Consider the following 15919-nt stretch of genomic DNA (forward strand, 5'->3'; position numbering starts at 1 on the left):
CGATGGCGCTGGCACTCGTTATCGGCGCCTCGCGCGGCATCGGCCTGGAACTGGTTCGCCAGTACCTGGCCGACGGCTGGCGCGTGATCGCCACGGCCCGCAGGAAAGAAGATGTCGCCATGCTGGCCGAGATGGGTGCCGAAGCCCATAAGCTGGATGTAACGAATGTGGAAGCCGTAGCAGGCCTGGGCTGGAAACTGGATGGCGAACAGCTGGACGTCGCCATCCTGAACGCCGGCGTGTACGGCCCGCGCAGCGACGGCTTCCCGATGCAAACCGATTTCGACGCCGTCATGCACATCAACGTGCTGTCGGCGATGCGGCTGCTGCCGATCATCGCGCCGCTGGTGTGCGCGGGCCGCGGCAAACTGGCCGTGATGTCGTCGCGCATGGGTTCCCTCAGCGAGCGCCAGGGTTCATCCGGCTCGCTGTACCGCGCCAGCAAGGCCGCGCTGAACTCCGTGCTGGTCGACACCGCGCACCAGTTCGGCCCGCAAGGCGCCACCTGCGTGGCGCTGCACCCGGGCTGGGTGCGCACCGACATGGGCGGCGCCGGCGCCGCGCTATCGGTCGAAGAAAGCGTGCGCGGACTGCGCAAGGTGCTGGCCGAACTGCCGGCATCCGAACAAGCCGTCTACCGAGACTATGACGGTTCACCAATAGGCTGGTAAAGCCGAGCCCGTGTCACACCCTGGGGTCACACCCCAAGTGTGACACGGGCCCAGCCGTACAGAAAGATAACAATGATCCTCAACGAACAACACGAAATGATCCGCGACGCGCTGCGTGCGTTTTCGCAGGAGCGCCTGGCGCCCAACGCAGCGCGCTGGGATAAGGAACATCACTTCCCGAAAGAAGAACTGAAGGAACTGGCGGCATTAGGCGCCTTCGGCGTCGCCGTGCCGGAAGAACTGGGCGGCGCGGGCCTCGATTACGTTTCGCTGGCACTGGTGCTGGAAGAAATCGCGGCCGGCGATGGCGGCACCTCCACCGTCATTTCGGTGAACAACTGCCCGGTGTGCAGCATCGGCTTGATGTATGCGAACGAACAGCAGAAGCAGCAATGGCTGCGCCCGCTGGCGCAAGGTGAGATGCTGGGCGCCTTCGCCCTGACCGAACCGCACACCGGCAGCGATGCCGCCGCCCTGCGCACCACCGCCACGCTGGATGGCGGCGACTACGTCATCAACGGCACCAAGCAGTTCATCACTTCCGGCAAGCATGCCGACGTGGCGATCGTGTTTGCCGTGACCGACAAGGCAGCCGGCAAGAAAGGCATCAGCGCCTTCTGGGTGCCGACCAATACGCCCGGCTACATTGTGGCTGGCATCGAGCACAAGATGGGCCAGCATTCTTCCGACACCGCGCAGATCCTGTTCGAGAATTGCCGCGTGCCGGCAGCGAACATGATCGGCGAGCCAGGCCAGGGATACAAGATCGCCCTGTCCGGCCTGGAAGGAGGCCGTATCGGCATCGCTTCGCAATCGGTCGGCATGGCGCGTTCCGCCTTTGAAGCAGCGCTGAAATACGCACGCGAACGTGAATCGTTCGGCAAGCCGATCTTCGAGCACCAGTCGGTGCAGTTCAAGCTGTCGGAAATGGCGATGCAGCTGGAAGCCGCACGCCAGCTGATCTGGCATGCCGCGTCGCTGAAAGACGCCGGCCAGCCGTGCCTGAAAGAGGCGGCGATGGCCAAGCTGTTCGCCTCCGAGATGGCGGAGCGCGTCTGCTCCGACGCGATCCAGATTCACGGCGGCTATGGCTACACTGCCGACTTCCCGGTGGAACGCATCTACCGCGACGTGCGCGTTTGCCAGATCTATGAAGGCACGAGCGATATCCAGAAACTGCTGATCGCCCGCGCGTTGTGATGCAAGCGGGAGCTACGGCTCCCGCGTCGGCGGTTGTTGCGGCGAACCCGGGCAATCGCCGAGGCTGTCCAGGCTCTTTTTCGCCTGCTCCATTCCGTTCTGGCTCGCCATCGTGAACCAGTACTTCGCCTCGGTACACTTATCCGGGCTCGAAGTGCCCAGCACGCGCACGCCCAGGTTATATTGGGATGTCACGTGGCCATTTAATGCCGCCTTCCTGAACCAATAGTAGGCTGCTTCACGATTGCGGGTCGTAAAATCATAAAAGAAGCCCAGGCGGGCGGCCGCCCTGTTGTCGCCGGCATTAGCTTTGCCAACCAGTTCATTCCTTTCGGCTTCAGTCAACAAGAATGCAGAATTCGCATAATGCGGCTCTGCTTTTTTGGGCTGTTTATCATGCGCAATGACTTCAGTTGAAAGCAGGCACGCAGCGGAAAGCACGGCAATAATAGCGGTCGGTTTCGGCACATCGGTTCCCTTTGAGTTCTGGCAAGCATTACATGTTGCATGCCAAATGGCCAGCCCTTCGCGAATTTCGTCTGTTTGTAACACTTTGTCGGATTTCAAGTGCATATATGCTGAGAGGTTGTGGCTCTTATAAAATGTCCGCCATAAGGAGAAAGACATGGTTCATGTGATGTTGGTGGAAGATGATGAGCGCCTGGCCGAATTGGTCACGGAGTACCTCGCCGGTTATGAATTCAAGGTCGAGGTGGTGCCGCGCGGCGACGAGGCCCTGTCGCGCTTCAAGGCGGCCAATCCCGACGTCGTGGTGCTGGACCTGATGTTGCCGGGCATGGATGGCATGAAGGTCAGCCAGCAGATTCGCGACATCAGCGACGTGCCGATCCTGATCATGACCGCCCGAGAGGATTCCTACGATGAGGTATCGCTGCTGGAGCAAGGCGCGGACGATTTCATCAACAAGCCGGTGCAGCCGCGCGTGCTGCTGGCGCGCCTGCGCGCCCTGCTGCGCCGCCGCCAGGGCAAGCCGGAGGTGGACCACCTGAGCTTCGGCCAGCTGAGCATTGCGACCAGCGACCGCTCGGTCACCTGGCGCGGCCAGCCCTGTCCATTGTCGAATACGGAATACAAGCTGCTGCTGGTGCTGGCGGAAGCTGCGGGAACCGTGCTGTCTCGCGATGCGCTGCTGAAGACCATGCGCGGCATTGAATTCGATGGCCTGGACCGTTCGATCGATAACTCGATTTCAAAACTGCGCCGCAAGTTCGACGATACCGATGGCGAGAAGATCAAGACCGTTTGGGGCGAGGGGTACCTGTTCTCGCCGTCGGCCTGGAACTAGAACCGGTCAACCTGGGTCAGGTCCTGGCCCGCTCATTCAAACAGCGGCGCAATGGCGAGCGGGGTATTCTGGCTGACGACCTGGCCCTGCGCAGACCAGTCGGCAAAGCGGTAAGTAGCGGTACGATAAGTGCCGAGCGTTTCGCCGTCGAAGGCTGGACCATCAACTACTGGCAGGGGCGCTTCGCGCGGCCCGTATTTCGCCTGCACCAGCGCATCCGCGCGATTGCCGAACACGAAACGCACACCGCCGCACTTTTTCGAGCCGTAGGAGGAATCAATGTAGCGCTGGTAGGCCAGCGCCTGTTCGCACGCTGCCCGCAAGTCGGTCGACTCGTAAATGCCGTCGTTGCGCGTCAGGATCGTGACGCGCGGCGCAAAGCGGTAGCTGGCCATGCGGCGGTTCAGCGCCAGCACGGCGTTATCATCGTAGGCTGCCTTCAGCAGCGGGAAAACGGCGCGGCCGGTGGCGTCCAGCGGCAGGTTAAGCTGGGTGTTCTTGCCTGTCAGCGTCAGGTGCAAGCCTTCCAGCGTCGCCATCGGATCACGCGGGCTGACTTCGTAATGGATCTGCAGGAAGTTCTTCGGCTTGCCGTATTTGGCAAACACGACCATCTGCTTGTAAGCGTCGCGATAGCTGACCCACTCCTCCTGCGCCTGGACGGCGCAGCTCACCACTGCCAGGCATACAGCCGGCAGCGTGGTGCGGAGCAAGGTCAAAATCTTCATCAGAATCGGTAAGCCAGGGCCGTGGAAACGGAATAGTTGGTAGCCCGTTCGACCAGCGGGCTGTCCTTTGCATCGCCGACAAGGCGGTTGACCGTGGCGCCGGAAGTCAGCATCCAGCTTGGGCTCAACGCCCAGTTCCAGCGCACGCCGGCGCGCACATCCTGAACGCCAGCGCCGGGGCGGTAAGCGCTATTGATGCCGGAGCGGTCGGCTTCGTCCTGGGTCACACCAAACCAGGTTTCGCTATAGGCGCGGTTGACCAGCGAAACGCCGGCCGACAGCACCACGCTGTGGTGCGGCGCCACGTCTGTCATCATGTACTGCATGGCGGCATGCAGGCGCGCACCATTGCGCTCCCTGCCGCTGCCATAAGTCAGCGTGTTCGTCAGGCGCAGCTTGGGCGACAGGTAATAGTTGAAGAAGCCGCCGGCCAGGACGCGGTGTTTGATCACGTCCATATCGCGCAGCCGGTTGGAGTCAATTTCCTCGCGCTCACGGAACTCGTCAGGGCGAAGATTGGTGTGGGCTGTGCGCGCGCCGGATTCTGCGGACACGCCGCTGAAACTGAAGGAGACGCCATCCTGGTCGCGGCGCGGCGACAGTGCCAGCATCGGCCCGAATTCCACCGATGGCGTCTGCGACAGGTGCCAGCCCAGGGCGGTGCCGGAAACAAAAATACCATTGCTCCACTGGACCTGGAGTACCGGCATGGCCAGGGTGCGGTTGTCGCTCGATCCGTCGTAGCGGGGAACCGACTGGGCGCCAATACCAATATACATATCGCGGCTGCCGTCTGGCATCGGGTTGGTGGCCGGCGTCTGCGCAGCTACGGTGCTGCAGGCGCTGGCAATGGCGAGGAACAGGTACTGTCGCATATCAAAGGTGTGCGGTTGGGAATGGCGGACATTGTAATTGCAATACCCTCCCAGGCCGCTAAAACGCTCAGCTCCCTATCCCAGATTCGTTGCGAATTCACCGAAACGGTAGCGTAATCATATAAAAAATGACTGCCGAAATCCGCCCTGAGCTGTACGCTTTTTGTCGCAAATTTGTACGACAGGTTCACTGCAAGCCATTGTTTCTTATACAATGCGCCTTGATGAATCGCCTGTTCTTCCGTTTTTTCATACTGGTGATGCTGTCCATCAGTGCGGCGGCATTCATCGTCTATTTCGCCATCAACCGCCTGTTTGGCGACCCCCTCGATTCGATTGCGCGGCGCCAGGCCGCAGCCCAGATCTTCCTCCTCGAGCAGTACATCGACCAGGCCCCGGCCGACCAGTGGCTGGACCGCCTGAACAAGGTGCGCGAGGTTTCCGGCGTGCGTTTCGAGCTGGTGCCGCTGGGCGATGTGCGGCGGCAGCTGTCCGGCATCGACGCGGCGGGCTTCGAGCGCGGCGACGTGGTGCTCGATATCGGGCGCAAGGCCTTCTACCGGCGTGTGGACCTGGTCGGTGAGCGCTATATCGGCAGCAACGAGGAAGCGCTAGTGGCGCAGGACTTGCCGATCGATATCGGCTTTGCGCTATCGATGGAGGCGGTGCGCTACCTAATCGTGGCCCTGGTGCTGCTGATTCCGATCGCGGCCTGGTCGCGGGCGCACTGGCAGGGGCTGCAGCAGCTATCCGATGTGGCGGACCGCTTCGGCGGCGGCGAACTGGGGGCACGGGCGCATATGGAGCCCAAGGACAGCATCTATCCGCTGGCGGAGCGCATCAACCACATGGCCGACCGCATCGAGCGCTTGCTTGATTCCCAGCGCAACCTGCTGCACTCGGTGGGGCATGAGATTCGCACCCCGATCGCACGGCTTGAATTCGCGCTGGAGTTGCTGCGCGATGCGGCGGAAAACCCGGCGCTGGACAAGCGCATCAACGCCATGGAAGGCGACCTGCGCGAACTGAAGGAGCTGGTCAACGAGCTGCTTGGCATGACCCGCCTGGATGCCGAACAGCACCTGCAGCGCCGTCCGTTCGACCTGAGCTCGGCACTGGCCCATTGCCGCGAGACCCTGCCGCCTTCCGAAGGCATGCTGCTGGAAATGGAATTGGGCGGCACGCTGGGCCAGTTCAGCGGCGACCAGCGCTTGCTGGAACGCGCGGTCGGCAACCTGCTGCGCAATGCGCTCAAATACGGCACGCGTTCGGTGCGCCTGGGCGCGGCGCGGATCGGCAGCGTAGTGCAGGTGGTGGTCGAGGACGATGGTCCCGGCATCCCGCATGCCGAGCGCGAACGCATTTTCGAACCCTTCTACCGGCTGGACCGCAGCCGCGACCGCAATACGGGCGGCTTCGGCCTGGGGCTATCGATCGCGCGCAAGGCGGTGCAACTGCATGGCGGCACCCTGGTGGCCGGCAGTTCCGCGCTGGGCGGGGCGCGCTTCACGATCACGCTGCCGGGCTAGCAGGCGGTCTTGGTCTGCAGGCGGTGCGGGGCCTTGTTCTGCTCCCCGCGACCGACCCGTTCGAATTCCGAAATCACCTGCGCGCCGAACAGCAGCAGGGTGGCGCCAATTTCCAGGCTGAACATGACGACGATGGCCGTCGTCATCGAGCCGTACACCAGGTTCACCTGCGACAGTGTGGTGAAGTACCAGACCAGCACATGGCGTGCTACTTCCCACAGCGCAGTGGCGGTGGCGCCGCCGATCAGGGCGTGCGGCCAGGACAGGCGACCGACCGGCATGACCAGGTAGATTGAGCTCAACATCAGAACCTCCCCCGCCAGTCCCAGCAGGTAGAGCAGCACGCCGGACAGGCCGTGCAGCGACCACTTATAGCCGAACAGGTGCACGCTTTCCTCGCCGATCACCTGCAGGCTGCCCGCCACCAGGGTCATCACCAGCGCCCCAACGCCAAGGAACAGGATGTAGCAGTAGGGCAGGACCGCCGACACCAGGTAATGACGCCGGCGCACCTTGGCGCGGTGCAGGAAGATGAAGCACATGGCGTTTTCCAGCACGGAGAAAGCCAGGGAGCTGAAGAACAGCATCACCAGCACCAGCGCCCAGCCGACCAGTTCACGATGCTCCAGGAAATGGCCGACTTCGGCCACCACGGCCTTTGACTGCCCGGGGATCAGCCACTCGAGATAGCGGCCGATAATCTGCAGCAGCTCCTGCTGTGGAATGATATGGGACAGCGCCACCACCACCAGCATCAGCAGCGGAACGATGGACAGCAGCGAGTAATAGGCCACGGCGCCGGCCAGCAACAGCCCCTGGTTGGCCCGGAAACCCTTCAGGCACTGCAGGGCAAAATCCAGGGGATGCGCCAGCACAAAAGCCACCGCCCTGTGCTTGAGTATTCGCATCGCCCCATTCTACGCCGAAGTCCGCTGACGAGCCCGTGTCACACCGTGGGGTCACACCCCGAGTGTGACACGGGCTCGACTGTGCATTAGTTGAGCTCGTGTCACTGTTAGGGTGTGACCCCATGGTGTGACACGGGCTCTGCTGTGGCGCTAGGAGACGGCGGGTTCGAGCAGGGTGAGGGTCTGACGTTCGGTGTCGAGGCGGGCGCGGATGCCCATCGGGAGGGTGAACTGGTCGCGGATATGGCCGAAGCTGTAGCCGCTGACGGCGGGTACTTTCAGGGGCTTGAGGTGTTGGTCGGTGGTTTCGTCCAGCGTCAGGGAAATGTCGCTGTCTTGCGGGCCGCAGTTTTCGCAAATGCCGAGCATGATGCCGGCGGCCTGATCGAATTTGCGGTTGAGCTGGAGCTGCATCAGCATGCGGTCGATCCGGTACGGCGCTTCGTTTACCTCTTCCAGGAACAGGATGCCGCCCTTGTAATTGCTGGCGTATTCGGTGCCGACCAGGGCACTGACCAAGCATAGGTTGCCGCCAGTCAGCGGACCTTCACACTGACCGGGCACCACCGTGCGCAGTCCGTAGTGCGGTTCTTCCTCTGCCTTACGGCTGTTTTCCAGCGCCATCGGGATGGTGTATTCGTCCTCCGGTTGCATCAGCACATGCATCAGATGGGTCACCGAGTAGTCGGAGAAGGTGGAGGAGGCTACCGGGCCGTGGAATGTGACCAGTCCGACCTTCTTCTGGATCGCCAGGTGCAACGCCGTGATGTCGGAGTAGCCGATCAGGATCTTGGGATTGCGGCGGATCAGCTCGTAGTCGAGGTGCTCGAGCAACTGGATGCAGCCAGAGCCGCCACGAATTGCCCAGATCGCGGTAACTTCGGGGTCGGTAAACATGGCGTGCAAGTCTTCCAGCCGCTGCTCGGGGAAGCCTCCGTAGTTGCCATACACGGCTTCCAGGTTACGGCCCAGCTTGACGTGGAAGCCCAACGATTCAATATTCTTGATGGCCTTGGCAATCGCCGGGGCGTCGGTGTGCCCGCCGGGGGCGATCAGGCCCACCGTATCGCCAGCTTTCAGGCGTGGCGGCTTGACCAGGGCGGTTTTCTTCATGGTTGGCTTTCGGGAAACTGAACGGCCGCCTGCCGCTGCCGATACTCCAGGGAGTGTGGCAGCGGCCAGGGCGGCCGTTACGATTCGGCCAAAACTGCGCCGGGTAATCACATCAGTAGAACTTGTATTTCAGGTTGAGCGCGAAGGAGCGGCCACGGCCGTCTGCCACGCGCGGGTCCCAACCGGCGCCCACCACCTCGTCCACATTATGGGCGGTGAATGGCGGGTCGGTGTCGAACAGGTTCTGGATGCCGGCCATGATGGTGGTGTTCTTGAAGCCGGTGTACGTGCCCGAAATGCCGAAGATGCTGTAGTGCTTGATCTTCGGGTCAAAGCCGGCGGGCGGCGTGCCTTTGCCGCCATTTGGCAACTGGTCAGCGTAGTGCGAGGCGAATTTGTTGTTGAACAGTACACTCCAGTCGCCGCGCGAGACGGTCAGGCCGGCATTGTGCTTCCAGCGCAGGTAGACGTCGCGGGTGGCGAACTGGCCGACTTGCTCGATGAATGGCTGGCCTTCGAACTCGGCGAACTTGAAGGACTGCATCCAGGTGCCATCCAGCGTGGCGGTGGTCTTGTACTCGCCGAACTTGCCGTCATGGCGCATGCCCAGGTCCAGGCCGCGGGTTTTCAGGCCGGCGGCATTGATCCAGCCTGCCTCCACGTGGTCGATCACACCGGTTTGCGGGTTACGGATGATGTAGTCGTTCAGGTACTGCCAGTTCTTCAGCACTATTTGCGGCGTGCGGTTCAGGATGCGGTTCTGGATGTTGATCGCCCAGTAGTCCAGCGAGGCGGTGAAGCCGGTGAACGGCGCGATCACCATGCCAAGCGTGCCTTGCTTGGAGGTTTCGGGCTTCAGGCCCGGATTGCCGCCCGAGAAGTAGTTCAGGCGTGGAATGGCGCAGAAGGCCGGGTCGCCCGGATGCTGGGCGCAGCCCTCCTGGTCGATGGTGCCGTTGGGCAGTTCGCCCAGCAGGCGGCCCGAATAGAGCTGGGTAAAACTCGGCGCCAGGAAGCCCTTCGAGGCGGAGCCGCGGAACATCAGGTTCTGTGATGGCTGCCAGCGGAACGACACTTTCGGGTTGGTGGTGGCGCCGATCACCGAATAATCGTCGCGGCGCACTGCGAGTTGCACTTCCAGGTCCTTGATCACCGGGACGATCATTTCAGCGTAAACCGCCTTGATATTGCGGCTGACCCGGTCCTGGTTGGCGTTGCCGGGAGCGAGCAGGATCTTGGTCGCGTCGACATCCTGCGCGAACTCGTAAGTTTCCTTGCGCAGGTCGAGGCCGACTGCCATCGATACGGCACCCGCCGGGAGCTGGAATACCTCGCCCGAGATCGAACCATCGAGCTGGGTCATGGTGGTCTTGCCATGCTGCAGGCGCCCGCGGAACTTGGTCGATTCGATCAGGTTCATGGCTTCGTCGGTCTGGCTCTGGCCGGGCAACAGCCACGGATTGATCTTGCCGGTGCCAAGGGCTGAGTAGATCTGGCTGGTCCAGCCATAACCGTCGACCAGGTCGGTCTTGGTGGTGCTCTGGGCGCGCGACAGGCCAAACTTGTAGTCGTATTTACCCGCCAGCACGCCTTCCATGCCGATCAGTCCGCGCAGGTTTTCGGTCACGTTCTCCTGGGTGCGGTTGCCCCAGGGGGTTGAGCGCCATTTGTAGATGATCGGCTTGGTCTTGTCGTAAGCAGGAATGAACTGCGTCATATCCAGGTAATACGGGCCATTGACCGGATAGGCGGCGCCATTGGCCAGGCTGGTCGAAATCTGCACCGGGGTCAGTTCGGCAGTCGCCTTGGTGCGCGAGCCCAGCAGCTCCGCGAACAGCTTGTGCTCAGGGCTCAACTGGAAAGTCGCGCGCGAGATAGCGTTGGTGCGTTCGACCGGGAAGCTGATCACGTAGTCCGCGCCATAGTCATAGGCACAGGAATACCTGGTGCGGGTTGGCGCCGTAACGTCTTTCCACAGGTCGGTCTGGTATTGAGACATGCCGGGAATGCTGCCGCACTTGCCCTGGAAGCTCAGCGGGCTGGCCTGTAGGTAGGTGGTGTTGTCTCCTGGGACCTTGAAGCCCGTTCCCAATGCCGTGCCGGCGCCGGTCAGGATGTTGGCGTAGGGCGTGCCGGTGGTGTCCGGCGACAGGCCGCGCTCCGGCTGGAAGCCATTGGCGAAGTCGCGCTGGCTGGACGACAGCTTGTCGTTGACGTCATGCGTCACGCTGGCCATCACGTTCCAGCCCTGTTCGGCCAGGCTGCCCACGCCGCCCAGCAGGGAGTACCGGCGCTGCATGCCGCCACCGGCTTCAGTTGCGTTGTAGCTGGCTTCCGCTTCCAGGCCGGTGTAGTCCGTCCGCAGGATGAAGTTGACCACGCCGCCGATCGCGTCGGTGCCGTAAATGGCAGAAGCACCGTCTTTCAGGATTTCCACGCGCTGGATGGCTCCGAGCGGAATCGAATTCAGGTCGACCGCCTTGCCGGAGGCGCCGTGGTTGCCCACGCGGCGGCCATTCAGCAGCACCAGGGTGGCGTTCGGGCCCAGGCCGCGCAAGGAGGCGAAGGAGGCGCCGCCGGACACGCGGTCGGCGTCGGCGCCGAACACGTTGTTACCCGAAGTCATATTGTCGGCGCCGGTACCGTTGGCGGAAATGCTGCGCAGCAGGTCCTCAGTGCTGGTGATGCCGGCCTTCTTGATGGCATCGAAGGTGATGACTTGTACCGGGAGGGCGCCTTCGGCCGCTACACGCTTGATGCTGGAACCGGTGATCTCGACGCGCTGCATCGGCTGCGCAGCTTCCTGTGCGATTGCGGGGCTGACCACTCCAATGAGCGCAATCAGTTGCGCCAGCTTTTTAACCTTCACGAGCCTCTCCCAAGATAGGTGTTTTTTGCAGGTTAGCTCCGGAGAAATCTTGTCATCCAATGAAAATTACTCTTACGTCCATAACCTAATGTAATGCCGGCGTCACATTGCTTTTTGCTTCAATGTCGAGGTAGCGCCAGTTGGTGAATTCGACTGGGTGTCGGTTGTAGTTTTTAAGCCACGGTTGCTGGATATCGGCCGAGATCGGGTGGATCAGCAATACCCAGGGGTTATAGGCGTGGATCAGCTGGTTCAGCTCGCGGTACAGGGCGTTGCGCTCCGCACCGTCGCTGAGCTGGCGGGCTTTCTCGTAACGGGTGTTGTAGTCAGGCAGGTTGAAGCGGGCGTAATTGGCGCGGCCGCTATTTGGGCCCCACAGCAGCTGGAAGAAGTTGTCCCCGTCCGGGAAGTCGGCGATCCAGTTGGTTTCGAACATCTGCACCTTGCCGAGGCGGCTGGCCTTGATGATTTCGGTCTTCTTGTCGGTCTTGAAGCTGACCCGGATGCCCAGGGCATTCAGGTTCTTGCGCCACAGCTCGTCGCGCAGGCGGCCGACCATGGTCGGCTCGCTGTGCATGACCAGCGCCAGCGGTTGCCCGTTAGGCAGGGTGCGGAAGCCGTCCTTGCCCACCTTGTAGCCGAAGCGGTCGAGCAGGGCTTTGGCCAGCTTGGGGTTGTAGCTGATCGGGCTGCGATAGGCCCGGTCGTAGCCCAGCACGTTCGGCGGCAGCGGGCTTTGCGCGGGGATGGCCAGGCCTTTCTTCAGCAGGGCGATGTCCTCGGGGCTGTTATAACCCAATGCTATGGCGCGGCGCAGGGCGACCTTTTCCTTGCTGTAGCCGCCGATCACCGGATCGTCCATGTTCATCCACATGTAATAGGTCTGCAGCACCGGGAATGGGGACAGCACCATGCCACGTGCGGCCAGGTCCTTTTTCAGCACTGGCTTGGCCGACGACGGATCGAGCACCATGTCGCGCATCGACTCGGGCACCTGCTCGATATAGTCGAACTCGCCATTCAGGAAGCCCAGCACGCGCGACTGGTATTCCTCCATGATCTTGACTTCGACCTTGTCGACAAGCGGCAGGTGCTTGCCTTGCCAGACCTGGTGGTAGCCCTTGTTGGCGGCCAGCGTGATCTTGTCGCTGCGCTTCCATTCTTCGATGACGAAGGGACCGCTGCCGACCGGGTGGTTGCCGACCTGGCTGCCGTAGGCATCGGTCACCTCTTTCGCCACCGCGCCGGTAGCCGGCAGGGCAAGATAGAACAGCAGGCTTGGGTCGGGTTCTTTCAGCGTCAGGCGCAAGGTGTACTTATCAAGCACGCGCAAGTCCGCCAGTTTGCCCTCGAACATGAAGGACCAGGGCGACTTTAACGCCGGATCGAGGAGGCGTTCGATGGCGAATTTATAATCCGAGGCCGTAACTTCGCGCTTCTTTCCCTTAAATGCGGGATCATCGCTGAAGAACATGCCGGGCTTGAGGTGGAAGGTCCAGACCTTGCCGCTGGCATCGCTGGTCGGCATTTCGCGCAGGCTGCTGGGGGCCAGTTTGACCGGGCGCGCTTCGTAGTCGTAGCGCAGCATCGGCTCAAACAGGTTTTCAAGCAGGCTCAGGCTGGCCAGATCGGAGGCGACGGCAGGATCGAGGCCGGTTTCGCCCGTCGACAGGAAGGCGTGCAGGACTTTGTCGGCTGCCAGCACTGCCGGAGCTGCGCCAGCCAGGGCAAGGGACAGGGCGGCGGCGAGAACGCGAAAGTTTTTCATGCGGCGGAGCATAAGCCAGTGCGTGGCGATACGCCAGCTTATAACTTTTTTACATGAGCGAAGCGCATACTTTCATCCGCTGGCCCTATACTTTCGCTGCAAAATTGGTCATTCCACTACAAGAAGTACATCCATGTCCCTCAATTACATCTGGTCCGGATTTTTCCTCGTCGGCTTCGCAGCCGCCATCATCCAATGGCTGTTCATGGGCGATACGGAGATCTTCAAGAAGATCATCGACGGGACTTTCGAATCCGCCAAGCTGGGTGTGATGGACATTGCGCTGCCGTTGGCAGGCGTCATGACGCTGTGGCTGGGGATCATGAACGTAGGCGAAAAGGCGGGCGCAATCGGCTGGCTGGCCAAGATCATCTCGCCCTTCTTCTCGCGCATCTTCCCGGAGGTGCCGAAGGACCACCCGGCCACCGGTCATATGGTGATGAACTTCTCGGCCAACCTGCTGGGCCTCGACAACGCCGCCACTCCATTCGGCCTGAAGGCGATGGAAAGCCTGCAGTCGCTTAACCCGAACAAGGACACGGCCAGCAACGCCCAGATCATGTTCCTGGTGTTGCACACTTCCGGTCTGACCCTGATCCCGCTGGCGATCATGGCGCAGCGCGCCATCCTCGGCGCGGCCGATCCCTCCGATATTTTCATTCCGTGCATGATCGCCACCTACGCCGCTACGATCACCGGCATCATCGCGGTCGGCATCCGCCAACGCCTGAACCTGTTCGACCCTGTGCTACTGGCCTGGATCGGCGGCATGACGGCGGCCATCGCGGGACTGATCTGGTATTTCACCGCTTTCCTCACGCGCGAGCAGATCGAGGTGGTGTCCAAGGTGGCGTCCAACCTGATCCTGATTTCGATCATCGCGGCCTTCATCATCGGCGCCTTGCTCAAGAAGGTGAACGTGTACGAGGCGTTCATTGAGGGCGCGAAGGGCGGCATCCAGACTTCGCTGACGGTGATTCCTTATCTGGTCGGCATGCTGGTGGCGATCAGCGTACTGCGCAACGCGGGCGTCTTCGGTTTGGTAATGGATGCTTTCAACTGGGTGTTCAGTGCGCTCGGCCTGCGCACGGATTTCGTGCCTTCGCTGCCGACCGCGCTGATGAAGCCTTTCAGCGGTTCCGGTTCGCGCGCCATGATGATCGATGCGATGAAGACCTACGGACCCGACTCCTTCGTCGGCCGCCTGGCTTGCATCTTCCAGGGTTCGGCCGATACCACCTTCTATATCGTGGCGCTGTACTTCGGCTCGGTCGGCATCCGCAAGACACGCTATGCAATTTCCGCCGGCCTGATTGCGGATCTCGCGGGGGTTTTGACCGCGATTGCGGTAGCCTACGTGTTTTTCGGTTAAGGACCCATTGATGCGCCGCCTGCTTCTTGCCACATTGTTTGCCACATTGTTTGCCGCAATCAGCGCTTGCGCCCAGGCGGCGCTGCCGGAGCCGATCGCCAGGCTGGCCGCCGAAAAAGGCATTCCGGAAAATGCCATCGGGGCGGTGGTGCTGCGCGGCGATGAGGTGCTGGTGTCGCACGAAGCGACGCGTACCTTTACGCCTGCCTCGATCATGAAGCTGTTCACCACCATGGTGGGCCTGGATGTGCTCGGGCCCCAGTTCCGTGGCCGCACCGAGCTGCGCACAACAGGAGAAGTTGCGGGCGGCGTGCTGCATGGCGACCTGGTGCTGCGCGGCGGCGCCGATGGCGACTTCACTGCCGACGCCTTCACGCATATGCTGGAAAAACTGCGCACCAAAGGCATCCGCAGGATCGAAGGCAACCTGGTGCTGGACCGCCAGCTCTGGCAGCCGGCGCGTGCCGATGCAGGTGCGCCGCCGTTCGATGAATCGCCTGAGGCGTATTACAACCTGATTCCCGATGCGCTGCTGCTGAACATGAACCTGCAGACCCTCGATATCACGTCCGATGCGAAGTCGATCAAGGCCAGCGTGCTGCCGGAACTGGACAATGTGCGCGTGCGTTCCGAGCTGACCTTGGTAGACCGCGATTGCGCAAAGTGGGAGGACGGCTGGAAGATTCCCGAATACGTGCGCAACGGTCCAAACCTGACCGTGGTGCTGAAGGGGACATTCCCGCGCAACTGCAGCCGGACCAATGTGATCAATGTCCTGGACCGCACGGATTACGCCGAGCGCCTGTTCCGCGCGACCTGGGAACGGCTTGGAGGCCAGTTCAGTGGCCAGGCGGTCGAGGCTTCCGAGGCGCAGTCACGCGCCTTCAATAGCGGTTCGTCGACGCTGTTGGCCGAGCATGTGAGCCGATCCCTGCCCGAGATGGTGCGCGATACCAACAAGCTGTCCGACAATGGACTGGCCCGCACCATTTTCCTGAGCCTGGGCAGCCTGCAGGCCGATCCCTTGCTTGGCAGCCGGCCGCTGCCCGACCTCGCGGACGCTCCCGCCGCCCAGCCCCAATGCTGCGCCATGATGGATGCGCCACCTCGCATGCCCACGCAGGTCCGTGCCGAACTTGAGATCCGCACCTGGCTGCGCGGCCAGGGCGTCGACGATACCGGCATGGTGTTCGAAAACGGTTCCGGCCTGTCGCGCATCGAACGATTTACTCCCAATCAGATGGCCGGCCTGCTGAGGGTCGCGCAAACGTCCCTGTGGGCGCCCGAGTTCCTCACTAGCCTGCCGATTGCGGCGATCGATGGCACCATGAGGCGCCGCCTGAAAGAAAGCCCTGCAGCGATGCGCGCCCGCATCAAAACCGGTTCCCTCAAGAACGTGGTCGCGATCGCCGGCTACGTCCCCGACGCCAGTGGCCGCCAGTGTATCGTGGTGGTCATGGTCAACCACGAACGCGCTGGCAACGGCAATGGCCGCGCGCTGGCAGACGGCGTGATCGATTGGGTCGCGCGCAGCGCGGCACCGCAAGCGGCAAACGAGGTGCCGAGCGCACGATAAGGAG

General features: G+C 62.0%; 13 protein-coding genes. 6 read left to right on the forward strand and 7 right to left on the reverse strand.

The window, feature by feature from the left end:
• Positions 1-2: 2 nt before the first annotated feature.
• Together ACN9M3_RS00965 and ACN9M3_RS00970 are read left to right on the forward strand one after the other, a co-directional pair.
• On the forward strand, positions 3-671 hold the full coding sequence (locus ACN9M3_RS00965) for an SDR family oxidoreductase (RefSeq protein WP_426166681.1): 669 nt from the start codon (positions 3-5) through the stop codon (positions 669-671).
• Between the two features lie 72 nt (positions 672-743).
• The gene (locus tag ACN9M3_RS00970) at positions 744-1871 is read left to right on the forward strand and encodes an acyl-CoA dehydrogenase (RefSeq protein ID WP_426319984.1); all 1128 of its coding nucleotides are present in this window, start codon (positions 744-746) and stop codon (positions 1869-1871) included.
• Between the two features lie 12 nt (positions 1872-1883).
• Here the strand turns inward: ACN9M3_RS00970 and ACN9M3_RS00975 are convergent, their stop codons facing one another.
• Positions 1884-2438, reverse strand: a complete 555-nt coding sequence (locus ACN9M3_RS00975; protein WP_426166685.1) for a tetratricopeptide repeat protein — start codon at positions 2436-2438, stop codon at positions 1884-1886.
• A 58-nt stretch (positions 2439-2496) separates the two neighbouring features.
• On the opposite strand from ACN9M3_RS00975, the gene ACN9M3_RS00980 reads away from it, so the two are divergent.
• Positions 2497-3177: a response regulator gene (locus tag ACN9M3_RS00980; protein ID WP_426166687.1), complete on the forward strand. Its 681-nt coding sequence runs from the start codon at positions 2497-2499 to the stop codon at positions 3175-3177.
• A 32-nt stretch (positions 3178-3209) separates the two neighbouring features.
• Here ACN9M3_RS00980 and ACN9M3_RS00985 read toward each other — a convergent pair whose 3' ends face one another.
• Positions 3210-3905: a hypothetical protein gene (locus ACN9M3_RS00985; protein ID WP_426166689.1), complete on the reverse strand. Its 696-nt coding sequence runs from the start codon at positions 3903-3905 to the stop codon at positions 3210-3212.
• Entirely contained in the window at positions 3905-4780 is an 876-nt protein-coding gene (locus ACN9M3_RS00990) for a MipA/OmpV family protein (protein ID WP_426319986.1), read from the reverse strand. Before ACN9M3_RS00990 ends, ACN9M3_RS00985 begins: the two co-directional genes overlap by 1 nt.
• Positions 4781-5004: 224 nt before the next feature.
• Between ACN9M3_RS00990 and ACN9M3_RS00995 the strand changes: the two genes are divergently transcribed.
• The gene (locus ACN9M3_RS00995; protein ID WP_426166693.1) at positions 5005-6309 is read left to right on the forward strand and encodes an ATP-binding protein; all 1305 of its coding nucleotides are present in this window, start codon (positions 5005-5007) and stop codon (positions 6307-6309) included.
• Here the strand turns inward: ACN9M3_RS00995 and ACN9M3_RS01000 are convergent.
• The 4 genes from ACN9M3_RS01000 to ACN9M3_RS01015 form a co-directional block, all read right to left on the reverse strand.
• Positions 6306-7217, reverse strand: a complete 912-nt coding sequence (locus tag ACN9M3_RS01000; protein ID WP_426166695.1) for a YihY/virulence factor BrkB family protein — start codon at positions 7215-7217, stop codon at positions 6306-6308. The two genes, ACN9M3_RS00995 and ACN9M3_RS01000, sit on opposite strands and share 4 nt — an antisense overlap.
• Before the next feature lie 150 nt (positions 7218-7367).
• Positions 7368-8330, reverse strand: a complete 963-nt coding sequence (locus ACN9M3_RS01005) for a S66 peptidase family protein (protein WP_426166697.1) — start codon at positions 8328-8330, stop codon at positions 7368-7370.
• 112 nt (positions 8331-8442) lie between these two features.
• Positions 8443-11199, reverse strand: a complete 2757-nt coding sequence (locus ACN9M3_RS01010; protein WP_426319989.1) for a TonB-dependent receptor — start codon at positions 11197-11199, stop codon at positions 8443-8445.
• 85 nt (positions 11200-11284) lie between these two features.
• Complete coding sequence (locus tag ACN9M3_RS01015) at positions 11285-12967, reverse strand: ABC transporter substrate-binding protein (protein WP_426319991.1); 1683 nt, start codon at positions 12965-12967, stop codon at positions 11285-11287.
• 133 nt (positions 12968-13100) lie between these two features.
• Between ACN9M3_RS01015 and ACN9M3_RS01020 the strand changes: the two genes are divergently transcribed.
• Positions 13101-14339 carry a nucleoside recognition domain-containing protein gene (locus tag ACN9M3_RS01020; protein ID WP_426166703.1) on the forward strand — a complete coding sequence of 413 codons (1239 nt, stop codon included), beginning with the start codon at positions 13101-13103 and terminating at the stop codon, positions 14337-14339.
• 10 nt (positions 14340-14349) lie between these two features.
• Positions 14350-15915 carry a D-alanyl-D-alanine carboxypeptidase/D-alanyl-D-alanine endopeptidase gene (gene dacB / locus ACN9M3_RS01025; protein WP_426319993.1) on the forward strand — a complete coding sequence of 522 codons (1566 nt, stop codon included), beginning with the start codon at positions 14350-14352 and terminating at the stop codon, positions 15913-15915.
• Positions 15916-15919 lie beyond the last annotated feature (4 nt).

It is taken from the genome of Pseudoduganella sp. R-43 (assembly GCF_049913255.1).
Taxonomy (GTDB): Bacteria; Pseudomonadota; Gammaproteobacteria; order Burkholderiales; family Burkholderiaceae_D; genus Rugamonas.